Annotated in this window: 26 protein-coding genes and 2 pseudogenes; 18 read left to right on the forward strand and 10 right to left on the reverse strand. The window is 57.1% G+C overall.

Features of this window, described 5'->3' with window-relative positions:
- Positions 1-28 precede the first annotated feature (28 nt).
- Positions 29-916, reverse strand: coding sequence for a helix-turn-helix domain-containing protein (locus ACZ1GM_RS01605; protein ID WP_472677465.1), 888 nt, complete (start codon positions 914-916; stop codon positions 29-31).
- Between the two features lie 145 nt (positions 917-1061).
- Positions 1062-2882: a DUF885 domain-containing protein gene (locus ACZ1GM_RS01610; RefSeq protein WP_472677466.1), complete on the reverse strand. Its 1821-nt coding sequence runs from the start codon at positions 2880-2882 to the stop codon at positions 1062-1064.
- Positions 2883-3240: 358 nt separating this feature from the next.
- Between ACZ1GM_RS01610 and ACZ1GM_RS01615 the strand changes: the two genes are divergently transcribed.
- The 3 genes and pseudogenes from ACZ1GM_RS01615 to ACZ1GM_RS01625 all read left to right on the forward strand — a co-directional run bounded on the left by ACZ1GM_RS01615 (position 3241) and on the right by ACZ1GM_RS01625 (position 7922).
- Positions 3241-4269 (forward strand): quinone-dependent dihydroorotate dehydrogenase, encoded by a 1029-nt coding sequence (locus ACZ1GM_RS01615; protein ID WP_472677467.1) that lies wholly within the window; start codon positions 3241-3243, stop codon positions 4267-4269.
- A 10-nt stretch (positions 4270-4279) separates the two neighbouring features.
- The gene (gene ggt / locus ACZ1GM_RS01620; protein ID WP_472677468.1) at positions 4280-5995 is read left to right on the forward strand and encodes a gamma-glutamyltransferase; all 1716 of its coding nucleotides are present in this window, start codon (positions 4280-4282) and stop codon (positions 5993-5995) included.
- 102 nt (positions 5996-6097) lie between these two features.
- Positions 6098-7922: pseudogene (locus ACZ1GM_RS01625) on the forward strand (AMP-dependent synthetase/ligase).
- A 24-nt stretch (positions 7923-7946) separates the two neighbouring features.
- Here ACZ1GM_RS01625 and ACZ1GM_RS01630 read toward each other — a convergent pair.
- Both ACZ1GM_RS01630 and thiS read right to left on the reverse strand, forming a co-directional pair.
- Positions 7947-8475: pseudogene (locus ACZ1GM_RS01630) on the reverse strand (hypothetical protein).
- Between the two features lie 312 nt (positions 8476-8787).
- Positions 8788-9780, reverse strand: coding sequence for a sulfur carrier protein ThiS (thiS, locus tag ACZ1GM_RS01635; RefSeq protein WP_472677469.1), 993 nt, complete (start codon positions 9778-9780; stop codon positions 8788-8790).
- 117 nt (positions 9781-9897) lie between these two features.
- On the opposite strand from thiS, the gene ACZ1GM_RS01640 reads away from it, so the two are divergent.
- The 5 genes from ACZ1GM_RS01640 (at position 9898) to rpsI (ending at position 13293) form a co-directional block, all read left to right on the forward strand.
- A complete protein-coding gene (locus ACZ1GM_RS01640; RefSeq protein WP_472677470.1) occupies positions 9898-10974 on the forward strand; it encodes a COX15/CtaA family protein in 1077 nt (358 codons plus the stop codon).
- Positions 10971-11327 carry a divalent-cation tolerance protein CutA gene (cutA, locus tag ACZ1GM_RS01645; RefSeq protein WP_472677471.1) on the forward strand — a complete coding sequence of 119 codons (357 nt, stop codon included), beginning with the start codon at positions 10971-10973 and terminating at the stop codon, positions 11325-11327. The genes ACZ1GM_RS01640 and cutA overlap by 4 nt, the downstream gene beginning before the upstream one ends.
- Positions 11320-12054 carry a hypothetical protein gene (locus ACZ1GM_RS01650; protein WP_472677472.1) on the forward strand — a complete coding sequence of 245 codons (735 nt, stop codon included), beginning with the start codon at positions 11320-11322 and terminating at the stop codon, positions 12052-12054. Before cutA ends, ACZ1GM_RS01650 begins: the two co-directional genes overlap by 8 nt.
- 223 nt (positions 12055-12277) lie before the next feature.
- Positions 12278-12757, forward strand: coding sequence for a 50S ribosomal protein L13 (gene rplM, locus ACZ1GM_RS01655; protein WP_472677473.1), 480 nt, complete (start codon positions 12278-12280; stop codon positions 12755-12757).
- The gene (gene rpsI / locus ACZ1GM_RS01660; protein WP_472677474.1) at positions 12757-13293 is read left to right on the forward strand and encodes a 30S ribosomal protein S9; all 537 of its coding nucleotides are present in this window, start codon (positions 12757-12759) and stop codon (positions 13291-13293) included. Before rplM ends, rpsI begins: the two co-directional genes overlap by 1 nt.
- 102 nt (positions 13294-13395) lie before the next feature.
- On the opposite strand, the gene ACZ1GM_RS01665 is transcribed toward rpsI, so the two are convergent.
- Positions 13396-13587, reverse strand: coding sequence for a hypothetical protein (locus ACZ1GM_RS01665; RefSeq protein WP_472677475.1), 192 nt, complete (start codon positions 13585-13587; stop codon positions 13396-13398).
- 127 nt (positions 13588-13714) lie between these two features.
- Entirely contained in the window at positions 13715-14560 is an 846-nt protein-coding gene (locus ACZ1GM_RS01670) for a metallophosphoesterase family protein (RefSeq protein ID WP_472677476.1), read from the reverse strand.
- 324 nt (positions 14561-14884) lie between these two features.
- Between ACZ1GM_RS01670 and ACZ1GM_RS01675 the strand changes: the two genes are divergently transcribed.
- The gene (locus ACZ1GM_RS01675) at positions 14885-15196 is read left to right on the forward strand and encodes a UrcA family protein (RefSeq protein ID WP_472677477.1); all 312 of its coding nucleotides are present in this window, start codon (positions 14885-14887) and stop codon (positions 15194-15196) included.
- A gap of 81 nt (positions 15197-15277) precedes the next feature.
- On the opposite strand, the gene ACZ1GM_RS01680 is transcribed toward ACZ1GM_RS01675, so the two are convergent.
- The 3 genes from ACZ1GM_RS01680 to ACZ1GM_RS01690 all read right to left on the reverse strand — a co-directional run bounded on the left by ACZ1GM_RS01680 (position 15278) and on the right by ACZ1GM_RS01690 (position 18936).
- Positions 15278-16015 (reverse strand): LytR/AlgR family response regulator transcription factor, encoded by a 738-nt coding sequence (locus ACZ1GM_RS01680; RefSeq protein ID WP_472677478.1) that lies wholly within the window; start codon positions 16013-16015, stop codon positions 15278-15280.
- A complete protein-coding gene (locus ACZ1GM_RS01685) occupies positions 16008-17285 on the reverse strand; it encodes a sensor histidine kinase (RefSeq protein ID WP_472677479.1) in 1278 nt (425 codons plus the stop codon). Before ACZ1GM_RS01685 ends, ACZ1GM_RS01680 begins: the two co-directional genes overlap by 8 nt.
- A gap of 133 nt (positions 17286-17418) precedes the next feature.
- Positions 17419-18936 carry a fumarate hydratase gene (locus ACZ1GM_RS01690; RefSeq protein ID WP_472678600.1) on the reverse strand — a complete coding sequence of 506 codons (1518 nt, stop codon included), beginning with the start codon at positions 18934-18936 and terminating at the stop codon, positions 17419-17421.
- Positions 18937-19130: 194 nt separating this feature from the next.
- Here ACZ1GM_RS01690 and ACZ1GM_RS01695 point away from each other — a divergent pair, with 194 nt between their 5' ends.
- The 6 genes from ACZ1GM_RS01695 (at position 19131) to ACZ1GM_RS01720 (ending at position 24431) form a co-directional block, all read left to right on the forward strand.
- Entirely contained in the window at positions 19131-19736 is a 606-nt protein-coding gene (locus ACZ1GM_RS01695) for a protein-L-isoaspartate O-methyltransferase family protein (RefSeq protein ID WP_472677480.1), read from the forward strand.
- Entirely contained in the window at positions 19736-21190 is a 1455-nt protein-coding gene (locus ACZ1GM_RS01700) for a TolC family outer membrane protein (protein ID WP_472677481.1), read from the forward strand. Before ACZ1GM_RS01695 ends, ACZ1GM_RS01700 begins: the two co-directional genes overlap by 1 nt.
- Positions 21191-21294: 104 nt before the next feature.
- The gene (locus tag ACZ1GM_RS01705) at positions 21295-21810 is read left to right on the forward strand and encodes a DUF2497 domain-containing protein (protein ID WP_472677482.1); all 516 of its coding nucleotides are present in this window, start codon (positions 21295-21297) and stop codon (positions 21808-21810) included.
- Positions 21811-21860: 50 nt separating this feature from the next.
- Positions 21861-23207 (forward strand): TolB family protein, encoded by a 1347-nt coding sequence (locus ACZ1GM_RS01710; protein WP_472677483.1) that lies wholly within the window; start codon positions 21861-21863, stop codon positions 23205-23207.
- Positions 23131-24024 (forward strand): S9 family peptidase, encoded by an 894-nt coding sequence (locus ACZ1GM_RS01715; protein ID WP_472677484.1) that lies wholly within the window; start codon positions 23131-23133, stop codon positions 24022-24024. Before ACZ1GM_RS01710 ends, ACZ1GM_RS01715 begins: the two co-directional genes overlap by 77 nt.
- A complete protein-coding gene (locus ACZ1GM_RS01720; RefSeq protein ID WP_472677485.1) occupies positions 24021-24431 on the forward strand; it encodes a (2Fe-2S) ferredoxin domain-containing protein in 411 nt (136 codons plus the stop codon). The genes ACZ1GM_RS01715 and ACZ1GM_RS01720 overlap by 4 nt, the downstream gene beginning before the upstream one ends.
- Before the next feature lie 8 nt (positions 24432-24439).
- On the opposite strand, the gene ACZ1GM_RS01725 is transcribed toward ACZ1GM_RS01720, so the two are convergent.
- A complete protein-coding gene (locus ACZ1GM_RS01725; RefSeq protein WP_472677486.1) occupies positions 24440-24736 on the reverse strand; it encodes a hypothetical protein in 297 nt (98 codons plus the stop codon).
- Positions 24737-24867: 131 nt separating this feature from the next.
- On the opposite strand from ACZ1GM_RS01725, the gene ACZ1GM_RS01730 reads away from it, so the two are divergent.
- The 3 genes from ACZ1GM_RS01730 (at position 24868) to erpA (ending at position 25780) form a co-directional block, all read left to right on the forward strand.
- Positions 24868-25113, forward strand: coding sequence for a CBS domain-containing protein (locus ACZ1GM_RS01730; protein ID WP_472677487.1), 246 nt, complete (start codon positions 24868-24870; stop codon positions 25111-25113).
- Complete coding sequence (locus ACZ1GM_RS01735; protein WP_472677488.1) at positions 25110-25298, forward strand: CBS domain-containing protein; 189 nt, start codon at positions 25110-25112, stop codon at positions 25296-25298. The genes ACZ1GM_RS01730 and ACZ1GM_RS01735 overlap by 4 nt, the downstream gene beginning before the upstream one ends.
- Positions 25299-25450: 152 nt before the next feature.
- Positions 25451-25780, forward strand: coding sequence for an iron-sulfur cluster insertion protein ErpA (gene erpA, locus ACZ1GM_RS01740; protein ID WP_472677489.1), 330 nt, complete (start codon positions 25451-25453; stop codon positions 25778-25780).
- Positions 25781-25904: the final 124 nt, after the last annotated feature.

Raw genomic sequence — 25904 nt, forward strand, 5'->3', positions numbered from 1 at the left:
CCTGTTGAGAGTCGTTAGCAATTACGGATCAATCCATACTCCGAAACATCTTCAGCTTCGAAAAGTTCTTCATCTGCAGCAAAGTCTGCAAAATCGGATCGGACTTCCCACCAAGCCGCGTCGGAGTGTGCCCGCAATAGCGGCGGATTTCGCGAATCATATGCGGCTGATCATGGAACGCATCAGCAATGAGTGCCTCTGCCCGCTCGCTAAGCTTGGGTTGAGCAAGCAAAGCCGAGGCACGAACAGCGCGATACTTCCGTGCAAGCGCCGCCGGGGGAATACCAAAATATCGCTCAACAACGCGTTCTGTCTGGCGCCGCGAATATGGCATCTGCGGGAATAGATCATCGAGATTGGGCGATAAGGACCCGGCCAGCCAATCGAGGGTTTGCTCTATCACAAACTCATGCCGCGGCTTGACGGGCCCAAGGTTTGCACCGATCCACTCACCGAGTTCTTGGCACGCTGCCTCACCCTCTAACTCGCCCGCATTATATCGCCCGTTGAGATCTGTCGCAAACGTGGTGATATCAGGGCCCAGCAATTCCGCCGGATCGAAGAAGCGATCCATATGATCTTTAAGCGATGCTCCCGTTAAAGCGGCCCAGCCCAGAGGCGACAGAGTGGCCCCGATATTATGCCAGGGGCCGTTTACTTCGAACGGCACCGCCGTCGACATTCCACCAGCCAGATTCGCCCGATTCAAGCGCGCATATCGCCCGTCGGCGAATTGCATCCCGCCCGTTCCCTGGGGACACAGGAAAAATTGTGGGTGCGCGCCCGGATTGCGATCAGTGGTTTTGCGCTTGTCGCTGCGGAAATGGAACAGCACCAGAATATAGCGCTGCAAGTGTTCTGGCGGATCGTAATATTGCAGAAAATAGGGGTGAGGTGATACTTCTGGAGGCGCCATTGCTTTTTGTTACACCGAACCTTCTTTCACGTCGGGTGAGGAATTTGTCGACCCACCCAATAGAGCGCAAGTTCATCCCCTAGTTGTGAGTATTTTGCAACAAAAATACCAGTGCGGCCCGGATCAAACCGGCCATTACAAATACCTAACCGCCGCGCCGAGCTTCAACCCACGCAGCAATATTCTCCTCCAGAATTTCGAGGGGGACAGGGCCTGAGGCGAGCACTGTGTCGTGGAAGCCGCGTATGTCAAAATCGTCGCCAAGCTCGGCGCGCGCATTGCTGCGCAGCTCCATGATCTTCAGTTTGCCGATCGTATATGCCGTCGCCTGGCCTGGATAGACAATATAACGTTCGATCGCCTTGCGAATATCGCCTTCCGGATTTGGGGTGTTGTCTGTAAGATAGCGAATGGCTTCTTCGCGGCTCCAGCGTTTGTCATGGATGCCGGTATCAACAACCAATCGACAGGCCCTCCACAGTTCCATCCCCAACCTGCCAAAGTCGGAATAAGGGTCGGTGTAAAAACCCATCTCTTTCGGCAGTTCTTCAGAATACAGGCCCCAACCTTCAGTGTAGGCTGTAACCCCGCCAAACCGGCGAAACGGTGGCAGCTCGCCCATTTCTGTTTGCAAGGCCCGCTGGAGGTGATGGCCAGGCGACCCCTCATGATAAGCAAGCGCCTCAAGCTCGTTCTTCGACATGTCCCGCAAGTTATAGAGATTGACGTAATATGTTCCGGGGCGTGAGCCATCCGGAGCGGGACTTTCGTAAAACGCCTTACCAGCGCTTTTCTCACGAAAAGCCTCAACTGGCTTAATCACCATCGGCGCCTTGGGTAACCTTCCGAAATATTCCGGCAGCTTTGCCTCCATTGCCCGTAACATCGCATTGGCATCAGCGAGATAATCCCCTCGCGAGGTATAAAAGAACCGGTCATCGGTGCGGGTGTATTGGAAGAATTCTCGCAACGTTCCTTCGAAACCGACCTTGGCCATGATCGCACGCATCTCGCCGTGAATCCGCTCGACCTCGCTGAGGCCGATATTATGGATCTCATCAGCCGTTAGATCAGTTGTCGTGTAGTTTTTCAGCAGCGCCTCGTAATACGCATCGCCATCGGGTAGACGCCAAACCCCGTCATCTGTTGGAGCGATTGCTTCTTGGCGTTTCATTTCAGTGAGCAAGCGCTGAAGGGCGGGAACCGCGACATCATTCCATGAATCCCTCGCCCCGCCATTAAGGCCGGCCTTCATATCGGCATCAATTTCGAGCGGTTCGACCTTGCTGGCAAAATCTGTGAGCACAGCATTGCCGTCATCTGCATTCAGCAGGTTCTCGATATCCGAAATGATATAGGGATAGACCCATTTGGGCGGCATTACGCCTTTATCCGCACGTTCGCGCGCCTCGGCGACCAACGTATCGATAACCTCGCCCATCCCCTCAATGCGGCTTACATAAGCCATGGCATGTTCGGTCTCGCTGACCCGGTGAATATTGATCAAAAACGCGGGAAGCTGGCTCTGCGCGCCGCGCATCTGGTTAAACAGATAGACGTTTTTGCGAAACTTAAACGTTCGTGCGCGCCGCTCTGCCATTGACTGGAAAAGGCGGAATGAAAGCGCGTCTGCTTCGCTCAATTGGTCAGGATTATATTCTTCACGCAGTCTGGCGGCGGTATCCTGAAGCAGTTTCTGGCTTTCGATATTGCCCTGGTCCGAATAATCGCCCCAGCGGCTGTAATCGGCATCGCGAATGCCGCGATAAGACTTGGCCAATGGCGATAGCTCCAGCTGCGCCGCATCGTATTCTTCAAAAACCGTATTGATCGAGACAGGCTGCGTCGACTCAACGCCAACTGTCTGCGTAGGCGATTCGCCGATGCTCGCACATGCAGAAACTCCCACGGCCAAAGCCGCAAGACTAAGTGTGTGTAATGAAAAAGCTCGCGTGCGAAACGCCATTAATTGTCTCCGGGAATGTGCAACCTTTTGCGCTGAAATGGCGCAATTCTGCGGCAAATGCCAGCCTCAATGGCCGAGCTCAAATCACTTGGTGGAGATGGAAAGGCATTCGTCCCAAAAAAAGGGCGGCCTTCAGATGAAGACCGCCCTTGTAAGTTGAGGAACTCGTTGCAAAGCACCGAGCCCTTCGGGTCGCACCATCGTGTTAGGCGAAGCCTGATTTGATTTATTGTATGCAAACGACAGACTCCGAATTCTCCTGTAATTTTCGTAACTAGGGCCAATCGGGGACATCTGGCGAGCAAAGCCTTTCTGTTTTGCTTGCCAACGCTCGGGGAGTGCAGGATAGCGCCCGCCAATGCTTTACAATTTGATCCGCCCCGCAATCTTCGCGCTTGATCCGGAAAAGGCCCATCGGCTGACAATTGCGGGTCTGAAATCGGCGCCAACTGGGAAAAGGATTCGTACAGGGCCGCTGTCAATCGATCTCGCCGGGCTGCAGTTCCCCAACCCGCTCGGACTCGCGGCTGGTTTCGATAAAGACGCAGAAGTGCCCGATGCCGTGCTGGGGCTGGGCTTTGGCTTTACCGAAGTCGGCTCGATTACGCCTCTACCACAAGTCGGCAACCCAAAACCGCGCCTGTTTCGTTTGGTACAAGACAAAGCGGTTATCAATCGCATGGGGTTTAACAATGGCGGTGGAGATGCCGCGCTTTCCCGCCTTGAGCAGCGGGCCAATCGTGGCGGTATCGTTGGCGTCAATGTAGGTGCGAACAAGGACTCAACGGATCGGATCAACGACTATGCGGTGATGGCCAGAATGATGGCCCCGCTTGCGAGCTATCTTGCGGTCAACATTTCCAGCCCCAACACCCCTGGCCTGCGTGCTTTGCAGGATGAGGCAGCGCTCACCGAATTGCTCGACGCAGTTCTGGCGGAACGCGGTGACGAGGGCCCTCCGGTATTCCTGAAAGTTGCCCCAGATTTGGAACCTGCCGATATCGACGCGATATCTCGCATCGCGATTGAGAAAGGGCTCGGTGCGCTGATCGTTTCAAACACGACCATATCCCGACCTGAATTACGCTCACATCATGCCCATGAGGCTGGCGGCCTATCAGGTGCGCCCTTGCGCGATTTGGCAACGCAACGGCTACGCGACTTCCGCTCCGCGAGCGGCGGCGCAATACCGCTGATCGGGGTTGGCGGCATTGGCAGCGCTGAAGATGCCTGGGAGAGAATTCGCGCCGGCGCAAGCCTGGTGCAGCTGTATAGCGCCATGGTCTATGGCGGGCCGGGCCTGCCGCGCAAAATCACGCGGGGGCTGGAGCGCCTGATGGAACGGGACGGCTTCAGAACGATTGCCGAAGCCGTTGGAAGCGAATAGCAGGTCAAACATGCTCAAACACTTTGCCCTTCTTGCCGCAGCAGTTTCATTGCCTGCCTGCACCACAGCGCAACCCTCAGCCGATGACGCCGCAGCCACCGCGCCCGAATTTGTTGGAGCCGTCAGCGCGGTCGATCCCCGCGCTCAGGAAGCTGGCATGGAGATCCTGCGCAAAGGCGGCAGCGCCACTGACGCAGCAATTGCCGTGATGCTTGCGCTTACGGTGGTCGAACCACAAAGCTCGGGCATTGGTGGCGGCGGTTTTTACGTGCGCGCCGATGCACAGGGGAATGTCCAATCGCTCGATGGGCGAGAGACGGCCCCGAAAGGCGCGACGCCGGAATGGTTTTTAAACGAGGACGGCACAACGCCACCATTTCGCGAAAGCGTGCTGAGCGGTCTGAGTGTGGGTGTCCCCGGCAATATTGCGCTCGCCGCCAAAGCGCATGCCGAGCACGGCGAGCTGGAGTGGGCAGAGCTGTTTGCGCCCGCCATCGCGCTCGCGCAGGATGGCTATAAAATCAACAACCGCCTGTTCGGCTATCTCGAACGCATGCCGGAGCGGGTTGGCAAAACCGCCGCAGGCAAAGCACTGTTTTACGATAGTGAAGGCGTCCCGCTCCCAGCAGGCACGGTAGTAAAGAATGAAAAGCTCGCGCAGACGCTCGAACTGCTGGCGAGGCAAGGGCCGAGCGCGTTCTACAATGGTGCTATCGCAGGCGAAATTGCTGATACGGTTGCCGCCGACACGCCGCGCCAAGGAGCCATGACCACTTTCGATATCGGTGGTTATCAATCGATCGAACGTGCTCCCGTTTGCGGCACATATCGCGAATACAAGGTATGTGGAATCGGCCCGCCGAGTTCGGGCGGTATTGCAGTACTGCAAATGCTCGGACAATTGGAACGGTTTGATCTCACGGCGCTGGGTGCGGAGAACCCGGTCACTTGGCACTTGTTCCTAGAATCACAGCGCCTCGCTTATGCGGACCGCGAGATATATCTCGCAGATTCTGACTTTGTGAACGTGCCCACACCTGGCCTGATCGCGCCACCTTATCTGGCGGAGCGCAGCCAGCTAATCTCGACGGACAAACGCGCCGTATCGGTTGAGGCTGGCCGACCAGTGGGCGCAGGCCTAGCGCAGGGCGATGGCGATGAGCCGCCCGAGCAGGGCACCTCGCATTTCTCAGTCGCGACGCCTGATGGCACCATCATCAGCTACACCTCCACCATTGAGGGGCCGTTTGGTTCTGGTCTGATGACCGGCGGTTTCTATCTCAATAACGAACTTACCGATTTCAGCCGCAATCCGGTGCGCGATGACAGGCCGGTTGCCAACCGCGTTGAGGGTGGAAAACGTCCGCGTAGTTCCATGGCACCGACAGTCGTATTCGATCCTGAAGGCAAGCCAGTGCTGACCATTGGCGCGGCAGGTGGCGGGACCATTCCGGTGCAAACCGCACGCGGGATCATCGGCGTGATTGATTTTGGCCTGTCGGCCGAGGAAGCCATCGCCCTGCCCTTCATCATGGGCTTTGGTGACCGGGTGCTGATCGAGAAAAACACGTGGCTGGAGCAAGCGCAAGACGCATTCAAGGCGCTGGGGCATGAACAATTGATTGTACGCGAAGCACCGTTGAAAGCGGGCGCTATTTTGCGTCAGGATGACGTGTGGGTTTCCGCCAGAGACCCCCGCATTGAAACCGGCTTGATCGTCCCCTGATTTGCGGAGACTGTGCGGCAAGCCTTGCCGTTGACGCGCGGCCTGCCTAGACCTTGCCTGACAGAGAAATAGGGCAAGAGAGGCTGCGCTAACGTGGCAGACATTCTGAAAGATATTGATGAGGCGAATGACCTCGTCGAATTGTTCCTGAAGCGCGCAGATGCGACACCGGATCGGCCGTTTCTCGGCGCGAAAATTGATGGCAGCTGGCAAACCATCACTTGGGGTGAGGCGGCAAGCCGAGTGTGTCTGCTTGCCGAAAGCCTGCGCAAAATGGGGCTTGAGGATGGCGACCGCGTCGCGCTGGTCAGTGAGAACCGCCCGGAGTGGTGCATGGCGGACCTCGCTATCATGGCCGCTGGATGCATCACCGTGCCCACTTACATCACCAATACCGAGCGGGATCACGTGCATATCCTCGACAATTCGGGCGCGCGTGCGGTGATCGTATCGAATGAAAAACTGCTCGGGCCACTACACGGCGCGATTCAGGCGAGCGGCGTGGCGCAGCACGTGATCGGCATTGATGATCTGCACCGCCAGCAGTCAGGCAGCTTTGACTATCACAGCTGGGATGATTTGATCACCGGTGACGCCGCTGCAGCGAGAGAGGCAGTCAATGCCCGCATTGCCGGGATTTCGCGCGATCAGACCGCGTGTATCATCTACACCTCTGGTACGGGCGGCGCACCGCGCGGCGTATTGCAGCACCATGGCGCGATCCTGTGCAATGTTGCAGGTGCCGCAGAAGTTCTGATTGAGGATTTCGGCATCAAGGACGAACGATTCCTGTCCTTTCTGCCACTATCGCACGCCTATGAACATACAGGTGGGCAGTATCTGCCCATCGCCGTTGGGGCAGAGATCTATTATTCCGAAGGCCTCGAAAAGCTTGCCAGCAATATCGAGGAAGTCCGCCCGACAATCATGGTTGTGGTCCCGCGCCTGTTCGAGGTTCTGCGCACACGCATCATGAAGCAGGTTTCGAAACAAGGGCGTGTTGCCAACACGCTGATGGACACGGCGCTGGGCGTAGGTGAACGACGCGCGGAAGGCGCGAGAAAATTTGGCGATGGCCTGAAAGACTTCGTCGTCGGTACGCCTGCTCAAACCCAAAATTCGCCAGCGGTTTGGTGGTCGGATCAAAGCGATGGTTTCTGGCGGTGCGCCGCTCAATCCAGACGTCGGCATATTCTTTGAAGCGATGGGCCTGACCATGCTGCAAGGCTATGGCCAGACCGAGGCTGGGCCTGTCATCAGTTGCAACCGGCCCAGGGTCGGCATCAAGATGGATACGGTCGGTCCGCCCCTGCGGGGCGTAGACATCAAGATTGCGGATGATGGCGAGATTCTGTGCCGCGGCGAGCTGGTAATGCATGGCTATTGGCAGAACAAAGCCGAGACGGACCGCGCGATCAAAGCCGATCCGAAGGATCCCGAGGGCAAACGCTGGCTGCATACCGGCGATATAGGCCATGTCGATGATGCCGGACGGATTGTGATTACCGACCGCAAGAAAGACATGATCGTCAATGACAAGGGCGACAATATCGCCCCGCAAAAGGTTGAGGGTATATTGACCCTACAGCCCGAGATTGGTCAGGCGATGGTGACCGGCGACAAGCGGCCTTATGTGGTCGGCCTGATCGTTCCAGACGCGGAATGGGCGCTCGAATGGGCGAAGGCGCAGGGTAAGAAGTTTGATCTGGCCGAGCTCCAAGGCGATCCAGAATTTAAGGGCGCAGTGCGCAAAGCGATTGACCGGGTGAATCAGGATTTGTCCGTAATCGAAAAGGTCCGCCAGTTTGCCTTTGCCGATGAGGCGTTTTCGATTGAGAATGAAGAAATGACGCCGAGCATGAAGATCCGTCGCCACAAGATCCGCGAGCGGTATCAGTCGCATATCGATGGCTTGTATCGGGGATAAAGCTGGCGCTTGAGGCCAAACAGACTAAGCAGCCACTTCCTCGATAAATTCCGGGAAGAATGCAGGCTGGCGGTCTGACCAACCAAGGTGCGGTTGCGGCGGCTTCGCTGAGGCTTTGCAACAAAATCTTGCGGCGGTTTGGCTCTATCTGCGGCAAAGCAGCAGCAGCGCAGAATGCGCTCGGCAGCCATGGGCGCACATCTGCGCCAAGCAGGCGCTCATAGAGAAAACGGAACGCGGAAAAGCACTCAATCCGGTTTTGCGACAAGTCAAACGCGGCAATGCGCGTCAGCTTGCCAACGAAGCTCTCGACACCGTCCAGGCCATCCTCGCTGGGCAAATTGTCGCGCAGAACCTTCAGGTCCTGATAGGCGACATATTGGCGACGGATCGCGGCGCCCTCACCCTCATTCCGTGCCCAAAGCTTGAAGGCATCGGTCCGGCCCAGGCCAATATCGAGGCTGCGCCGGATATAGCGCTGTTCAGCAGGCGAAAAGCCAGCGAATTCGCGCATTTCAGCAATTGTAACGGACGCGGTACCTGCAAGTGCCATATGGCGTGCTCCCCTGTGTTAATCGCAGGATCGCGCAATATGGTTAATAAGTTGTGAGGGTTGTTTGTTTTCCGCAGCACCTCCGTGCTGCGATATCCTCGCGGCTTGCGGACAAGTCCGCACCGCTGCGGGCGGCCCTGCAGGTGGCCTGTGGCCAGCTGCGTCTCCGACTTCGCTTCCGGCCTTGCGGTGCTACGCACCGAACCAGCGCTGATCCGGCGAGCGACCAGCGAGCCGCAAGGGCGACTGCCCGTCGAGCCGGTAGGCCGGGAAGCCAAGTGAGCGAACGCGAACGCCGGCGCTTGAGGCCAATCAAATAAGCCCCGCCAGTGGGCTGCTCGGATCGGCATATTTCCGGCGACCCATGCGGTCGGCCAGATAGGCTTCACGCCCAGCCTCAACCGCCAGCTTCATTGCGCGCGCCATGCGGATGGGATCCTTCGCCTCGGCAATGGCAGTGTTCATCAGGATACCATCACAGCCCAGCTCCATACCGACCGCTGCATCGCTCGCCGTGCCGACGCCTGCGTCAACCAGCACAGGGACGCTCGCGCCTTCAACGATGAGCCGGATCGTCACCTGATTCTGAATGCCGAGACCGGAACCGATAGGTGCACCCAGCGGCATAACTGCGACCGCGCCCGCATCCTCCAATTGCTTAGCCGCAATCGGATCATCCACGCAGTAGACCATGGGATGAAAGCCCTCATTCGCGAGCACTTCGGTCGCCTTCAGCGTCTCGCGCATGTCGGGATACAGCGTGCGCGCCTCGCCCAGAACCTCCAGCTTTACCAAATCCCAGCCGCCCGCTTCGCGCGCCAATCGCAAAGTGCGGATCGCATCGTCAGCGGTGAAGCACCCGGCGGTGTTTGGGAGATAGGTGACCTTTTTGGGATCGATATAGTCGGTGAGCATCGGCGCGTTGGGATCGCTTACATTGACCCGGCGCACCGCGACCGTGACGATTTCGGCACCGCTCGCCTCGAGCGCGGCGGCGTTCTCGGCAAAGTCCTTATACTTACCCGTCCCGACGATTAGCCGCGAACGAAACGTGCGGCCCGCAACTGTCCATGTATCGTCAGCCACTACATCACCCTCACCGCCGCCCACAAAATGAACGATTTCCAGCACATCGCCTTCGCTTACATGGTGACTTGCCAATTCGCTACGCGGTGCGATCACGCCATTGTGTTCCACGGCGACTTTGGCAGGGTCAAGCTCCAGCTCTTTTACAAGAGCGGCGATTGTGGTGGCTGTGCTGCGGCGTGTCTCGCCATTTACGGTAAGAGTGATCGGGCTTGTCATAGCCCTCAGCATCTAATCAGCTATTGGTTTGTGGCAAGCGGAGTTTGCGAAGATCGCCGCTTGAATGTTGCTGCTTTTGCACTTGTCTGAGGCGCAGTGGCGAACCACAGAGGGCGCATGACAGAGCAAGCTCTCTCACCCAGTTCATTCGCGTCGAACAATGCCGACGGGCGGTCGGTCGGCACAGCCAACCCGGCGGCGCTGGCGATCTGGCTGTGGTGCACTGCGGGGATGGTCTTGCTGATTGTCGCGGTCGGTGGGATAACCCGGCTGACCGAGAGTGGTCTGTCGATCACGCAGTGGCAGCCGATCACTGGGATTTTGCCACCACTCAATGAAGAGGCTTGGCTCGCCGAGTTCGCTGAATATCGCGCAACGCCGGAGTATATTTACGAGGCCGGGCCAGCGGGCATGACGCTGGCCGATTTCAAGTTCATCTATTTCTGGGAGTGGTTCCATCGCCTACTCGCCCGCATGGTCGGCGTCATTTACGCGCTCCCATTGCTCTACTTCTGGGCGAAAGGGATGATTCCCAAAGGCTATAAGCTGCGCCTTCTGGCGTTACTGGGCCTGGGCGGATTGCAGGGCTTTTTCGGCTGGCTGATGGTTCAATCCGGCCTGACCGGGACCATGACCGATGTCAGCCATTTCAAACTGTCGCTGCATCTCATGACAGCGCTGATCACGCTCACTCTACTGACATGGACCGCGCTCGATATGCGCGCTCTTGTGGGAGAGCCCGATGGGCGCGCAGCACGCGTCACCGGACTTGCCGCGACAACCGGGGTGGTTTTGTTCGTGCAATTGCTCCTCGGGGCATGGGTCGCTGGGCTCAATGCTGGCCTCGCCTCGGACACATGGCCACTGATGCAGGGCAAGCTCGTACCCGATTTCGATGCGTCGAGGGGTATGTCGTGGGCGATAACGCATGATCCATTCCTGCTGCATTGGTTGCATCGCTGGTGGGCATGGGTGGCGGTGGGGATGCTGATTTTGCTCGCGTTGCGGATTAAGCCGATCTCACGGCCTGCATCCATCGCCATCCATTCGGCTTTTGGCATTCAAGTCCTGCTTGGCATCGCAACGGTGATGACCGGGGTTGCGCTGTGGCTGGGTGTTGCGCACCAATTGGTTGGCGCACTGCTCGTCATGGCGACTGTGTGGGGTGCGCATATTGCTGGACGATCCGCTTGAGCAACGCCGACGACAACATGAATGCAGTCAGTGGAGCGCTGATCTGGTGCCCCTTCCCCGATGACAAAAGCGCACAGGATGCAATTTCACACCTGCTTGCGGAGCGCGTGATTGCCTGCGGCAACATCTTACCAGGGATTCAATCGCATTTCGTTTGGCAAGGGGCGGTGGAACAATCGGTAGAATGCGGAGTTTTACTTAAAACAACATCGAACCGATTGGCCAGCGCGATGGAAAAACTCGAGGCCATACACCCCTATGAGAGACCGGCAATTACAGGCTGGACTGTGCAGACAAGTGAGGGCACACTGATGTGGTTAGTGTCTGAGACACAGGACGGGGAAAATGGTTAAGAAGAATCGTCGACAGGCGATCGGTTTGCTGGGCGTTATCGCCACAGCTCCAGTTATTGCCTTTAATTTTCATGCTGCCCCTGCAGTAGCGGCCCCGATCTCTCGGGCGCCTGAGGGGGAATATCTCCTCACTCGCGAACTGACCCGCGGGATGGGCAATGGCAAGGCAGTGATCGTAACACGCACTTGGCTCTGTGATTTTGTCGAGAGCGGCAACGGCATGCGCGTATCGGGGGAACAAGTGCATGTCGATGTCACAGCACCCGAGGTGCTCGCGCCCATCGCCAAAATTGAGCGCAACCGTATCGTAACGGGGTTTTTGCCCGCCACGCTCAACCAATATGGTCGGCTCATCAAAGCCGGGGAAGATGCGGCTGCGGACGATGTAAGAGCAGCGGTAGACCAGGCTCTTTCACTCTACCGGCAAAAATCAGCTGATGTCGAAGTCCAAAAACTGGCCGCTGAGTTTCTGCGCAACCTGTCACAGGCGGGGGCGCAAATGATCAGCAAGATCCAACCCGACTTGTTTTTCCCCGAGCCTGGTCAGCGACGCGAGGATCGCACATTGGAATTGGCGAATGGCGATGTGGGCAGCTTCGAGATCACACTTAATGCAGAAGCCCACGAGGAAACCCGGCTGCTAAAGCTGATGTCGCGCAAAGTCGTAACCAGGGTGGCAAGTAGTGAGCGACTTTCCGCCGAGAAATGGTTGATGCGCCCAGCCTGATCCGTCGCAACAAGCTTGTTCCGGTCCCATTCGGAACAAGGTATCTGGCCAAATCACTGAGCGCGGTATTATTTTACCTCTCTCGAAAGCCCCGGTTTTGCTTGACTTCAGGCCACTTAATCGTCATTTAGCCGCGTCTGAGCGGGCCGGAACAACGGCTCAAGGCATGTTGGCCCCGTATAGCCGGGGTCAGTCAAGAACTCTAAAGCATGGAACATTAGCCATGAAGGCGCTTTCAAAGACCACACGGTCAATCAAGCCTGCCGAAGTCGAGAAGCAGTGGCATCTTATTGATGCCGATGGCCTCGTCGTTGGCCGGGTTGCGGCAATTATTGCCAATATTCTGCGCGGCAAGCACAAGCCGAGCTACACGCCGCATGTCGATTGCGGTGATCACGTGATCGTCATCAATGCCGACAAAGTGAAATTCACCGGCAAAAAGATGGGCAACAAGATCTATTACAAGCACACCGGCCACCCTGGCGGCATTAAGGAAACGACGCCAGAGAAAGTACTCGAAGGGCGTTTTCCAGAACGCGTGCTTGAGAAAGCTGTTCAGCGCATGATCCCACGCGGGCCACTTGGCCGCGATCAGATGCGCGCACTGCACCTTTATGCAGGTACCGAACACCCTCATGATGGCCAGAAAGTCGAGACTATCGACGTGGCTTCTATGAACCGTAAGAATAAGGTGAGCGCCTGATGGCTGACGAAACCAAGACCGAAACCGCCAACGAAGCGGTATCTGATCTCGCAGATCTGAAAGATATCGCCGGTGATGCACCTGTTGCTGACGCTGCTGATATTGCTGCCACAGCAGAAGTTCCTCTGCGCGAGCAAGAGCTTGATGCGCAAGGCCGTGCCTATGCGACCGGTCGCCGGAAAGATGCGACTGCGCGTGTTTGGCTGAAGCCCGGTAAGGGCAAGGTCACCATCAATGGCAAAGAGCAGGAAGTGTACTTTGCGCGTCCGACGCTTCGCTTGATTATCAACCAGCCGTTCGCGATCACTGACCGTGAAGGCCAGTATGACATCGTCGCAACCGTAAGTGGTGGTGGCCTGTCAGGTCAGGCAGGCGCCGTGAAGCACGGCATCAGTCAGGCGCTCACGAAATATGAGCCTGCCCTGCGCTCTACGGTTAAAGCCGCTGGCTTTCTCACCCGCGACAGCCGTGTGGTTGAACGTAAGAAATACGGCCGCGCGAAAGCGCGTCGTAGCTTCCAGTTCTCGAAGCGTTAATTCGCGCTTTCAAAACGACAACAAAAAAGGCGGCCTTTCACAAGGTCGCCTTTTTCGTATCTGGTTTCGTAAAGAGTGCTGCGACTTGGCGCGGACAGGCCTTTATCGCTGCAGCAGGGTCAGGCTCCACCAGATGCCAGTAGCGAAGAAGAAGATCGGCCAGGACCAGAACACCTTATAGTCGACAATCGCGACCTGATGAATTGCAGCATACCCCGCCGATGTCCCCTGTGATCCGATCACGAGGGAGAAGATTGCGCTCATCAACGCGCCGAGGAAGATTGCTTTGAACATGGCCCGATTGGCCCCCCTGGTAACTAAGCACCCTTACGCTCAATGCTGGCCGGTTAAGACCATATTGACCACACGACCTAGCCAATTGATGATTGAAAAAGCGTTAACTGCCGCTCAGGACTGCCGATCAGTTTGCAGAAGGACGTTGCGCGACCGGCGCTATCGGCTCCGCATCGGTCATTGGTGGAAGTGCATCTGAAGGCACTGCGTCCAACTGCATAGCCTCGGTGTCGACACCTGTCAGGTTGCAAACTTCGACCGACAGGTTCTCATTTTCCCAAGCCAGTACATTGAAGCTAGGCGGGGTCGATCGCAGCCTGTGCGATAGTGTGCCTGCGCCGATCATACGCACTGATCCATTCGCTGTCTTCTCAGCGATATCAAAAGGGTCATGAACATGGCCACTAAGAACACCCAGTACATTGCGGCTTGCAAGAGCCTCTAGCGCTTCGCTCCCACCGCGCGTCAATGCCGTGCCATGCGTGCCGCTCTCACGCAGCGGATGGTGCGCCGCCACTAAGACCGCAGTACCGTCAGGCAGGGCATCGATGGTACTAATGCACTCCGCCAAATCCCGGTTGCTGACGGCACCCTTCGACCAATTGAGGCGCCATTGTGCAGGCGGCGACGTGTTCAAATGCACAATAGCAAGCTCTGGCCATGCAATCGGCGTCGCATTGGCTTTGGCGAACCGTTCAAAACGGCGATAAGGGTCAAGATAGCGCAGCGGCAAGTGATAGGCTGGCAAATCGTGGTTGCCGATCCCGATGTCGACGGGCACGGGCAACCGAGCAATCCATTCCCGCGCAGCCGCAAATTCATGATCGCGCGCTCGCATTGTGAGATCGCCAGTGATGATAACGGCATCTGGACACTTTTCGGCAATCTCAGCCTCAACCCATTCAAGGGCGCGGCGATCCTCAAGCCCAAAATGAATATCGCTGAGGTGAAACAGGGTGCGTTTGCGTGACATTGCGCCATGCGCTTAGCAAAGTTCGCCAGCTTGGACACCACATTCGCGTTACCCGCCGCCAATCGGGCGATTCCAAGCGTCGAAATGCCGACGAACTGCATTGTTGCAATATTGCGTAATCGCTGATCGGGCTGGAATAGTCATTCGTCGGACATCGCACGCACCCCGTCCAATTTGACCATCCTCGGTCGAAGCATTGCTGTGCTCAGCGCCGCATTAGGCAATTACTGTTGGTGCAGGGCGGGTCGACTCGCAACCCACAATCCCCCAAGACCTCTTTGTTTTCAGAGGTTTGGCCCGCCCGCACCTGAGGAGGAACGAATTATGAAGACCCCCATCTTTGCAATCGCCGCAGCAAGTCTCGCGGTAACCGCATCGCCCGCTCTGGCAGGTGACGACACGCAGAACCCCAAAATGATCGTGCAGTACGATGATTTGAACCTTGCAACGCAATCAGGTGTCGAACGCCTGGAATTGCGCATCAATAAGGCTGCCCGTGCAGTCTGCGGGGCTGATAGAATGCAAACTGGCTCACGCATTCAATCAATCGAAGCAAAACGCTGCGTGGCAGTCGCAAAGGCCGGTGCCATGCAACAATTCGCATCTGTCGTAGAGCAGCAGCGTTTGGGCGGCTGACCCCCAGTCGAAGCCCAACTATACCCCGGTCGGCTGCAGTCCCCCGACCGGGGTATTTTTAATTTTTGTTGAGTTGTTGAGCTAGCGCCCAGCCATGGCCTTCACTTTGGGCAGATAGGTCCGGCTGATCCGTAGCGCCTCACCATCATCCATTTCCGCTGACCACACGCCAAGCCCGTCATGACGTAGCCCCTTGATGCGATCTTTGCGCAAGATCGTGGAGCGGTGAATGCGGATGAATTTCGCTGGGTCGAGGCGCTGCTCCAGCCCCGCAATAGTCTGCAGCAAGAGATAAGAGCGATCTTCAACATGCAGACGGACATAATCCCGCTCTGCATCTATCCGTCCAATTTGTGATGTCTCAATACGAATGAGTTCAGAACGGTGCGGGATCCACAATTCTTCCAGCCATTCACTGGCCTGCCGCCCCTCTCCGCTACGACGCGCGAGAGCTCTTTGAATGGCCCTATCCAGTCGCTCGGACTTGACCGGTTTGAGAACATAATCGACCGCATCAAGATCAAACGCATCAACCGCATAACTGTCATGCGCGGTAACAAAGATAACCGCTGGCGGCTCTGCCTTCTTCGCGAGCGCTTTCGCAACCGAAAGCCCATCGGTCTCTGGCATCGTCATATCGAGCAGGATTAGGTCCGGCGACAACGCATCGACCAACCGCAGGGCGGCCGAGCCATCGCTGGCTGTACCCACCACCGATAGCGCATCGATTTTCGCGCAGATCACCTGCATCCGCTCAACTGCAAGCGGTTCATCATCGACGATCAGCGTGCGTAGTTTATCTTCGGTTTCTTCAGCCATGTTTCACAAGCGGCATCCGCATCTCTGTTTCATATCCGTCGAGGGTGGGGCCAGACACTATGCTCGCCTCTTTGCCAAATCGCGCCACCAGCCGATCGCGCACATTGGCAAGGCCAATGCCAAACCCGCCATTGGGTTTCGTGCCCGATCCAGCGTTAGCGCCCGGGCCATCGTCCGAAACGGTGAGCACTAACCGACCATAATCTTCGCGGGCGATTATAGAGATCGTTACCGGGTCAGTGCTTACCGAGACCCCGTATTTGACCGAGTTTTCAACCAGCGGTTGCAGGATCATGCCGGGGACTTGATATCCCAGCAGCTCCTTCGGGCAATCGACGAGCACCCTCAATCGTTCGGGGAAACGAACAGCCTCGATATCAAGATAGTGCTCCTGCAGATCGAGCTCGTCCTCCAGGCTCACATCACCCGTCGGATCATCGGCCAGACTGTGGCGGTAAAAGCGGGAAATTGTCTGGATCATCTGCTCTGCGCGGTCGGCCTTGCCTGTCATCACCAGGGCGGACAGCGAGTTCAGTGCGTTAAAAAGGAAATGCGGGTTCACCTGGTATCTGAGAGAGCGAAGTTCTGACGCTTTGGCCGCAGAACGGAAGCGCTCACCGCGTCGCTCAGCTTCGCGCGCTTCAACACCGGCCAGTAGTGCCAGATACAACGAGGCCCAGGCGAGCAAAAGAAAGTATCGACCAATGGCTATGTCGGTAACTTGTCGCCATCTATCAATGAGCGTCGGGGCAGGTTGGATGACGAATGTCGCAGTCTCCCCGTCACTATCGCGCGCATCAGATTCGTCGAGCGCTTCGCCAGTGGTTGGGTCGACAGCTCTCCAAGCAGGCACATCGACCAAAAGGTTACCCGCCTCATCGCGATAAACGCTGGCGCCCTGCTTCTCGCCCATCTTCTTGGCCACTTTGTCGTTCAGCGGAGCAAAAACCACATGATTGACCTGTGCAATGATCAGCGCGGCGGGCAAAGCCGCGATCAAAACGACAGCAATCTTTGTTATCAGCGTTCGAGACTGAAAAAGCCGAATAACCTGCCACAGTCCAAAGGTGACGATGACGCCAGCCAGGCTCACGACCGCACGGCGCCACAGCATCTCGTACTGCATTTCGAGGCCGACGATGCTGCCGCGCAAGGTTATCAGCACGAAATAGCACAGCCACATACCCACAATTGAGGCCGCGACAACGCTTAGCGACAATCGGATCGGCTGATCTTCAGCCTGGTTTCCAGAGGTGTGTTCGGTACTCACAGCGTCTTTGCAACTGCCCGAGCAGCGGCGAAAAGGCCAGAACCGCTATCGAAATGACTCATATGTTGGTCGATGTGCATAGTGAATTGGGCGTAAATCCAACGAAATACGCGTCATGCGTCGCTTTTCGCGCTTATTTGACCGGTAGCAATCCTTCGTCCCGAATTTTCTTCTGCCAGCGCGCGGGCGCCAACGTATGAACATTGTTGCCCTGAGCATCGACCGCGACGGTCACAGGCATATTCTCGACAGTGAACTCGTAAATCGCCTCCATGCCAAGTTCCTCAAACGCAACGACTTTGGCCTCTTTAATAGCGCGCGCTACCAGATAGGCCGCACCGCCCGTCGCCATTAGATACGCGACTTTGAACCGGCTAATGACTTCAACAGCGTCATGCCCACGTTCTGCCTTGCCAATCATCGCCAACAGGCCGAGAGCGAGCATGGTCTCGGTAAATTTGTCCATCCGCGTCGCCGTCGTAGGGCCAGCCGGGCCGACAACCTCGCCCATCACCGGATCAACCGGACCGACATAGTAGATGGCACGACCCTTGAAATCGACCGGCAGCTCTTCGCCCCGCTCAAGCATATCCTTGATCCGCTTGTGAGCAGCATCACGCCCGGTCAGCATCTTGCCGGACAGCAATAGACGATCGCCATGCTCCCAGCTTGCAACTTCCTCAGGCGTCAGCGTGTCGAGATTCACTCGCTTCGCGGCGGCATCAGGTTGCCAGTTAACCTTCGGCCACGCATCGAGATCGGGCTTTTCCAGATAGGTTGGGCCAGAGCCGTCCAGCGTGAAGTGGGCGTGACGTGTCGCGGCGCAATTGGGGATCATCGCGACCGGCTTGCCCGCTGCATGGCACGGGGCGTCATAGATCTTCACGTCGAGCACGGTGGACAGTCCGCCCAGCCCCTGAGCTCCGACACCCATGGCGTTAACTGCGTCAAAGATGTCTATGCGCAACTGCTCGATGTCGGTTCGCGCGCCGCGCTGCTTCAGTTGGCCCATATTGATCGGGTCCATCAGGCTTTGCTTGGCAAGCTTCATGCAATGCTCAGCCGTGCCACCAATCCCAATGCCCAGCATGCCTGGCGGGCACCAACCTGCGCCCATGGACGGTATCTGCGCGACTACCCAATCGACGATATTATCCGAAGGGTTCATCATCTTGAACTTGGATTTATTCTCGCTCCCGCCGCCTTTCGCTGCGACATCAATCGACACGGTGTCGCCCGGCACCATTTCTACCGCGAGAACGCTGGGCGTGTTGTCGCGGGTGTTGCGACGGGTGAATGCAGGATCAGCAAGGATTGAGGCGCGCAGCTTGTTCTCGGAATGGTTGTAAGCCCGGCGCACCCCTTCATCGACCACCTCTTGCAGGCTCAGCTTCGACTCAAGCTGGCAATTCTGGCCCCATTTTACAAAGACGTTGACTATGCCGGTGTCCTGACAAATTGGGCGATGCCCCTCGGCACACATTCGCGAATTGGTGAGGATTTGCGCGATCGCATCTTTCGCTGCTGGGCCCTGTTCAACCTCATAGGCTTCACCCAACGCACCGATGTAATCCATGGGGTGGTAGTAAGAGATGAACTGCAGCGCATCCGCCACACTCTCGATGAGATCCGCCTCTTTGATCACAACCATCGTATTACTCGCTCGCATGTCGCTCATCGCCGCGATCCTCCGTTTCGCAGAATTACCACAGCCCTTTGGCGGGAAAACTCTTGAGGGTCAAAGCGCTTGGCTGCAATGGCACTTGCGCCTAAGGCAGCGCATACCGTTGCATATCAGGTTGCAAGACTGTATTACTTGTGCAATACACTGCGTAAGAGAACAAGATGATAGCCGAACTTTCCCCTGCTTCCATTGATTTTGCCGCCGCCCGCAAGGCGATGATCGACAGCCAGCTGCGCACCAGCGGAGTCAATGAACCTTTCGTGCTCGAACGCATGGGCATCGTTGCGCGTGAGAATTTTGTGCCGGAAAGTGCCCGCGGCACGGCGTATATGGACCGCGCAATCCGCCTGTCTGACGGCGGCGCTCTGCCATCACCTCTGTTTCACGGCATGTTGCTCGCAGAAGCGCGCCCGGCGTCAGATGATACGGTGCTGATTGTAAGCGGAGGCAGTGGCTATCTGGCTGAGCTTGTCCGTCCTCTTGTGGCGAGCGTCGAAACGATTAACGCCTCAGACGGGGCAGCGGGCAAGGCAAAGATTAAGAACGCCAGCCTGCTACTGATTGATGGAGCGGTTGAAGAGCTACCCGCAAAGCTCGCCAAGCGCCTCAGCCCGCAAGGCCGCGTCGTGGCGGGCCTGGTGGAAAATGGCGTGACACGCCTTGCCACTGGCCGCCCAACAGCCAATGGCATTGCCTTGATCGCGGTCGCCGATGTTGGCGCGCCGCGGATCAGCGCCTTCGACAAAACGGAAAGCTGGAGCTTCTGATGCGTAAGGGAGGGGCCGCCGTTCTGTTGGGAGCAAGTGCGCTTTCCCTCGCTGCGCCCGCTCAGGCGGACACGCTGCAAGATGCACTGACGCGCGCCTACACTGATAACCCGACGTTGTTGGCTGCGCGTGCCAACCAGCGTGCAACCGACGAAGAATTACCGATCCAGAACGCACGGGCACGCCCGTCAATTGACGCAACCGCCACGTATATTGAATTTCTCAGAGTTTCGCCGAACAGCTTTACTGCGCCCCGCCGCGTGCTTCAGATCGGCCCCCAACTGAATGTACCTGTCTATCAGGGTGGCGCGGCTAAGAACGGGATTAAGGCTGCAGAAGAGCGCATTGTGGCTGGGCAAGCCGACCTGCGCGGAACCGAAAGCGGTGTCTTCAGTCAGGTGGTCGCGGCATACATGGATGTGCTGCGCAACGAAGCCTTGGTCGGTCTGTCCGCCAATCAGGTCGATGTGCTGATGATCAACCTGGAGGCGACCAGCGACCGGTTTGAAATTGGCGATCTGACCCGCACCGATGTCGCGCAATCACGCTCTCGTCTTGCGGTCGCTCAAAGCGACCTACGCACCTCACAGGCCAACCTGATCGCCGCGCGCGAGACCTATGTGCAATTGGTTGGCAAGACCCCTGAATCACTAGAGCCTCCGCCGCCGCTGCCAAACCTTCCCGCAAGCGTCGGCGATGCCGTGCTGAGCGCGATGGAACATAATCCGGACTTGATCGCGGCAAAGGAACGCGCAGAGGCCGCTGGTTTTGACAGCGAAGTTGCCGGCGCAAGTCGCTTGCCCACGCTTGGGCTGTTTGTGCGCGGGCAATACAACAACTATTTCGACACATTGGGTGGCCCCATTGCGGCAGATTTCGCCCAAAGCGAAACCACGGCCAATGCCGGAGTTCAGTTGACCGTCCCCATTTTTCAGGGAGGTCGGCCAGCGGCACAACAGCGTCAGGCCTTTGCCCGCGAAAACGCCGCGCTTGAGCAAGTCATCGCTACCGAGCGCAATGTCATCGCGCAAACGCGCTCGTCCTTTTCCAGCTGGCAGGCGTCTCTTGCGATCATCGACAGCGCCAACGCCGCAGTGCAGGCGGCTGAACTCAGTCTTGAGGGCGTGCGCGCAGAAAACAGCATCGGCAATCGCTCAATTCTCGACGTGCTGAACGCCGAGCAGGAACTGCTTTCTGCCCGCGTTCAACTCGTGACAGCACGGCGCAACGCCTATGTCGCCGGGTTCAGCCTGCTGGCCGCTATGGGCCGTGCAGAAGCACGCGATCTGGGCCTCGGCGACGAGGGCGTATTGTATGACCCCATGACCAATTATGAACGCGTAAGGGGCAAATGGTTCGACTTTGACCGCGATCCAGAGCCGCAAGCGCAAAGCAGCTCAACTGCCGATATTCCGGCGGCAACATCTCTGATTGGCCCTCAGCTGGACGAATAAAGTCTTGCAGCGGAGCTCAGACCTGCGCATTTTTCCCTCTGTTAACCAAACAGTTTTTCACGTAACGTGATTCGCGTTGGTGCCAATTGGAGACTTTGAGAAGCATGCAGCAGGAAGGCGAACCTTCGGTTGAGGAAATCCTCGATTCCATTAAGAAAGTGATCGCACGCGACAATCGTGACGGCATGATCGCCGAACGCCGCGAACGCGCTGGATTGGTTGCAAGCAAGGCGGATGACGACAATGCCGCTGAAGTCATCGAGCCGGCCAGCGCCGATGAGGCGGAGGAAATCCTTGAACTTGATGAGGATGCCGTGATTGATGGAGTTGATAGCGTCATTGATGATGTTGACCCCATCATTGAAGAGGAAAGCACCGAAACACTAATCGCAGAAACCACCCGGAGCGCGATGCAGGAAAATTTCGCCGCGCTCGCCATGCTGTCTAAACCCAGTAAGCAGCCGCAGATTGTTCGTTCCGGTGAGACATCGCTGGAGGGGCTGGTGCGTGAAATGCTGCGTCCAATGCTGGCCGAATGGCTCGACGCCAACCTGCCCGACATGGTGGAAGAACTTGTGAAGGCAGAAATCGCGCGTATCGCCGGCAAGCGCAGCGAATAATCGCGCTGACCCTGCTTAACTTTTGGCGGTTGCACCGCTAGATCATCCGCATGAGAATACTTGCCCGGAGCGCGACTGCGCTTTTCGCTGCGTTTACGCTGACCTCTTCACCTGTCTTGGCGGACGATCGCACTGCTGAAGTCCGGTCGCCCATGAGCGCCGAAGATCTGATCACGATGCCGCGGCTAGGCTCACCCATTGTCAGCAATGATGGACAGCTGGTGATTTATCGCGTCACTGAGACAGACCCCGAAACCTATGAGCGGGATCCAGCCTATTTCCTGCTCGATATTGGCGCCTCGATCAGCCAACCCATACCTCTGAATTTTGATATGGAAGTGCATTCTCTCGCCTTCGGGCCAGATGATGCGATTTACTTCCTTTCGGCGGACATCGGAGGAGATGAACCGGGGGATCCGCGCTACGCCCGTCTTTGGCGAGTCACTGTAACCGACAGTGGAGACCTGGGCGAGCCCATGATTATTGCCGATATGGATGGCAAGGGAATTGATGGCTTCAAGCTGGCACCAGCAGGCGATAAGGTTGCCCTCTGGGCCGAGATTGCGCGCGATTGCCCGACATTTGGCTGTGAAGATGATGGCGCAAAGCACCTGCCCGGCCCTGGCTCTGGACGGCTTTATGATGGCGATGAGGGATTCGTAAGGCACTGGGATCACTGGACCAGCCCCGGCTCCTATAATCGCGTATTTGTCTTTGATCTCAACGACGGTTTGGTTGCCGGTAATGGTATCGCGCTGGACGGGCCAGCTGGCAAAGGCGCTCTGACTGGCCACACACCGACCCGGCCCTTTGGCGGTGGCAGTGATATCGCTTGGGCGTCAGATGGCAGTGGGGTCTATTTCACCGCGCGTCAGGCCGGAGCCAGCGAGCCAACCTCGACCGATTTCAACATCTGGTTTTCCGACCTCTCCGGTGATGCGCCAAGCAACCTTACCCAAGGCAATGCAGCGGTCGACACCGGACCAGCACCATCCCCCGATGGGCGCTATCTCGCTTATCTTGCGATGGAGCGAGCCGGATATGAAAGCGACCGGCTGGTCGTGCACCTGCGCGACCTCAAAACGGGCAAAACACGTGCTTTGACGCAAGATTTTGACCGCAGTTTTGGCTCGCTAGCGTGGACGCCCGACTCACACCACATTATCGCAACCGCTCAAGATGTACTCGATACGCCTGCTTTCCAGATCGACGCACGCACGGGCGCGGTTGAACGGCTCGATCTGATCGCTGGCAACGAAGCCCATATCGGCAATGTAACACCTCTCAGCGACAATCGTCTCCTGTTCACTCGAGATTCGATTGGCGCTCCGCACGAACTGTATCTCTCAGATGGTATGGGGCAGGCCCGGTACGCTAACCGATGTCGCACGCAGTGAACTGGGCAAGCGCGCCTCGGTCGTCGTTCGCCGGTTTAGCTTTGCAGGAGCCAATGGCGAAACCGTTTGGGGTCAGATCACCAAGTTGGAGGATCGCGACGGACCAATACCAGCTATCCTGTACATCCATGGCGGGCCACAGGGCAGCTTCAACGACGGATGGTCGAGCCGCTGGAACCCGCGCGTTATCGCGAGCCAGGGCTATGCCGTCATCTCCGTCGATTTTCACGGCAGCACGGGATATGGGCAGGAATTCACCGATGCGATCAACCGTGATTGGGGTGGTAAGCCGCTGGAAGATTTGCAGAAAGGCCTCGCCGCCGCTCTGGAGCTGGATCCGCAGATTGATGGGACCCGCGCCTGCGCAATGGGCGCCAGCTATGGCGGCTATATGGTCAATTGGATCGCTGGGAGGTGGCCGGATCGTTTCAAGTGTCTGGTCCAGCATGATGGCCTTTTTGACATGCGCAGCTTTTACTACGTGACCGAGGAATTGTGGTTCCCCAGATGGGATTTCGGCGGCTCGTATACCGAGGCAACCGACGAATATGAGCGCTGGAACCCGGCCAATCACGTCGACAATTGGCAAACGCCAATGCTCGTAATCACCGGGGAACAGGATTTCCGCGTACCCTACACCCAAGGCATTGCCAGCTTCACGGCACTGCAGGAACGCGGCATCCCCTCACAATTGCTGGTCTTTCCCGATGAAAATCACTGGGTTCTCAGCGCGAAAAACTCGCTGCAATGGCACAATACGGTTTTCGCTTGGCTGGATCGCTGGCTGGCTGAGGATGAAGGCGCAGAGCAACAATGAGCGACACTGATTTGCTCGCCGCGCAATCCGCGCTGGGCAGGCATTACGGTTCGACGAGCAAAGAGAGTGGCGTCGAACGCCAGATCTTCCTGTGCGCACTGTCCGAAAAGCAGAAATGTTGCTCGCCAGAAGCTGGTGCAACTGCATGGCAATTTCTTAAAAACCGCCTGAAAGAACGTGGCCTGGTGGGACCGAAGCGAACCGCTGACCACCCCAAAGGGGCTGGCGGCGGTGTGCAACGATCAAAAGCCGACTGCCTACAGATCTGTGGCAAGGGCCCAATTGCCGTCGTCTGGCCTGACGGCGTTTGGTATCATTCGTGTAGCCCCGACGTGCTGGACCGGATCATTGAGGAGCATTTGATCGGCGGGCAGCCGGTCGAGGAATTCAGGCTGCAAGCACCCTAAATCAGGCGTCAATCATCCTTCTTTTCGCCAAACAGCTCATCTGAATCTGGCAGGCGATTGTCGACCGAAGCATCATGACCCGTCCCATGCGACAGGAATACCAGTCCCATCAACGCGCTGGTCAGTAACATCGTGAAGCCAATGCCCAGCGCGGTTGCGATGTAGAAGTGAATCGAAGCAGCGCCATCGGAATCATACAGGATCGCAATCCCGATGGCGACTACGCCAATAGTGATAAACAGCATCAGCCGCATGATACGCCGATAACGCGCCCACGCGTAGGCGGCGGTTTCCGAATCATCCAAGGGGATTTTTCGACCATGCACACTCCAATGGGCCTCGCGCGACGCGCTGGCAACCGACTAAGTGGTTACCGGATTCGCTTTTTCAAATGCGAAATGGCATATTTTGCAAGACGTCAATGGAGTCACCGATCATGACCATCGCCAAAATCATCGCCAATCGTTCCTCATCAGACATCATCGCATGCGATGTAAATACGCCGGTGCGCGAAGCGGTTTCGATGCTTGCGGGCAAACGGATTGGCGCTCTGCCGGTCTTGGATGCGGGCAAGGTGGTCGGCATTTTATCAGAACGCGATGTGATTTATCATCTGGCTGACGATGGTGACCAATGCCTTGGAAAAACAGTCGGCGCGATCATGACGTCACCGGTACCGTGAGCGTAGAGCCTACAGCCAAAATTGATGACGCTCTGTCACTGATGACCAGGCGGCGCTTCCGCCATTTCCCGGTGATTGATAGTGGCGCATTGTGCGCGTTCATCTCCATCGGTGATCTGGTGAAGAGCAAAATTGACGAGGTTCAGCATGAGGCAGAGGCGCTGCGCGAATACATTCAGACTTAAGGTGATTTAGGTCTAGTCATTCGTGCCCTCTGCCCTTCCACCTGGAGATTACTCGAGCAGGTTCCGGGTGGAAGGGCAGAGGGCACGAATGACTAGGTAGATTGCAAAGCAAACCTTGAGCTGGACGTAAGTCACGCCTACATCGCAGTGCAATGACCAACACGCTCACCCTAACTGATGCGGCGGCAAAACGCGTTGCCTGGATTGCTGAACGACAGTCAAAGCCTGCTATTCTGCGGCTGTCGGTGGAGGGTGGCGGATGTTCTGGTTTTCAATACAAGTTCGATCTGGCTGACGCCGCTGATAATGACGACATGATCAGCGAAACCGATGGGGTGAAACTGGTCGTGGACCCGGTTAGCCTCGATCTGGTGGCGGGAAGTGTAGTTGATTTTGTAGAATCACTGGGTGGTGCGGCCTTCCGCGTTGAAAACCCGCAAGCCGCGGCAGGGTGTGGCTGCGGCTCCAGCTTCGGGATTTGAGGTCTTCTGAGTAGGTTTTTCTTGCTTCCGTTCACCCTGAGCTTGTCGAAGGGTCGGTTTTTCTGCACACCCGGTGGCTCTGGAAAGAGCGGGGCTTCGACAGGCTCAGCCCGAACGGCAAAGG

Source organism: Qipengyuania sp. JB2-7, from assembly GCF_055693485.1.

Excerpts from the sequence above, each read along its gene's own strand:
- ggt (WP_472677468.1), top strand. The coding sequence starts at position 4,280 with ATGCTCAAACACTTTGCCCTTCTTGCCGCAGCAGTTTCATTGCCTGCC.
- ACZ1GM_RS01720 (WP_472677485.1), top strand. The coding sequence starts at position 24,021 with ATGAGCGACACTGATTTGCTCGCCGCGCAATCCGCGCTGGGCAGGCAT.
- ACZ1GM_RS01665 (WP_472677475.1), bottom strand. The coding sequence starts at position 13,587 with ATGTTCAAAGCAATCTTCCTCGGCGCGTTGATGAGCGCAATCTTCTCC.
- ACZ1GM_RS01705 (WP_472677482.1), top strand. The coding sequence starts at position 21,295 with ATGCAGCAGGAAGGCGAACCTTCGGTTGAGGAAATCCTCGATTCCATT.
- rplM (WP_472677473.1), top strand. The coding sequence starts at position 12,278 with ATGAAGGCGCTTTCAAAGACCACACGGTCAATCAAGCCTGCCGAAGTC.
- ACZ1GM_RS01640 (WP_472677470.1), top strand. The coding sequence starts at position 9,898 with ATGACAGAGCAAGCTCTCTCACCCAGTTCATTCGCGTCGAACAATGCC.
- rpsI (WP_472677474.1), top strand. The coding sequence starts at position 12,757 with ATGGCTGACGAAACCAAGACCGAAACCGCCAACGAAGCGGTATCTGAT.
- ACZ1GM_RS01675 (WP_472677477.1), top strand. The coding sequence starts at position 14,885 with ATGAAGACCCCCATCTTTGCAATCGCCGCAGCAAGTCTCGCGGTAACC.
- thiS (WP_472677469.1), bottom strand. The coding sequence starts at position 9,780 with ATGACAAGCCCGATCACTCTTACCGTAAATGGCGAGACACGCCGCAGC.
- ACZ1GM_RS01695 (WP_472677480.1), top strand. The coding sequence starts at position 19,131 with ATGATAGCCGAACTTTCCCCTGCTTCCATTGATTTTGCCGCCGCCCGC.
- ACZ1GM_RS01690 (WP_472678600.1), bottom strand. The coding sequence starts at position 18,936 with ATGGTTGTGATCAAAGAGGCGGATCTCATCGAGAGTGTGGCGGATGCG.
- ACZ1GM_RS01605 (WP_472677465.1), bottom strand. The coding sequence starts at position 916 with ATGGCGCCTCCAGAAGTATCACCTCACCCCTATTTTCTGCAATATTAC.
- ACZ1GM_RS01730 (WP_472677487.1), top strand. The coding sequence starts at position 24,868 with ATGACCATCGCCAAAATCATCGCCAATCGTTCCTCATCAGACATCATC.
- ACZ1GM_RS01700 (WP_472677481.1), top strand. The coding sequence starts at position 19,736 with ATGCGTAAGGGAGGGGCCGCCGTTCTGTTGGGAGCAAGTGCGCTTTCC.
- ACZ1GM_RS01670 (WP_472677476.1), bottom strand. The coding sequence starts at position 14,560 with ATGTCACGCAAACGCACCCTGTTTCACCTCAGCGATATTCATTTTGGG.
- ACZ1GM_RS01710 (WP_472677483.1), top strand. The coding sequence starts at position 21,861 with ATGAGAATACTTGCCCGGAGCGCGACTGCGCTTTTCGCTGCGTTTACG.
- ACZ1GM_RS01650 (WP_472677472.1), top strand. The coding sequence starts at position 11,320 with ATGGTTAAGAAGAATCGTCGACAGGCGATCGGTTTGCTGGGCGTTATC.
- ACZ1GM_RS01610 (WP_472677466.1), bottom strand. The coding sequence starts at position 2,882 with ATGGCGTTTCGCACGCGAGCTTTTTCATTACACACACTTAGTCTTGCG.
- erpA (WP_472677489.1), top strand. The coding sequence starts at position 25,451 with ATGACCAACACGCTCACCCTAACTGATGCGGCGGCAAAACGCGTTGCC.
- ACZ1GM_RS01615 (WP_472677467.1), top strand. The coding sequence starts at position 3,241 with ATGCTTTACAATTTGATCCGCCCCGCAATCTTCGCGCTTGATCCGGAA.
- ACZ1GM_RS01680 (WP_472677478.1), bottom strand. The coding sequence starts at position 16,015 with ATGGCTGAAGAAACCGAAGATAAACTACGCACGCTGATCGTCGATGAT.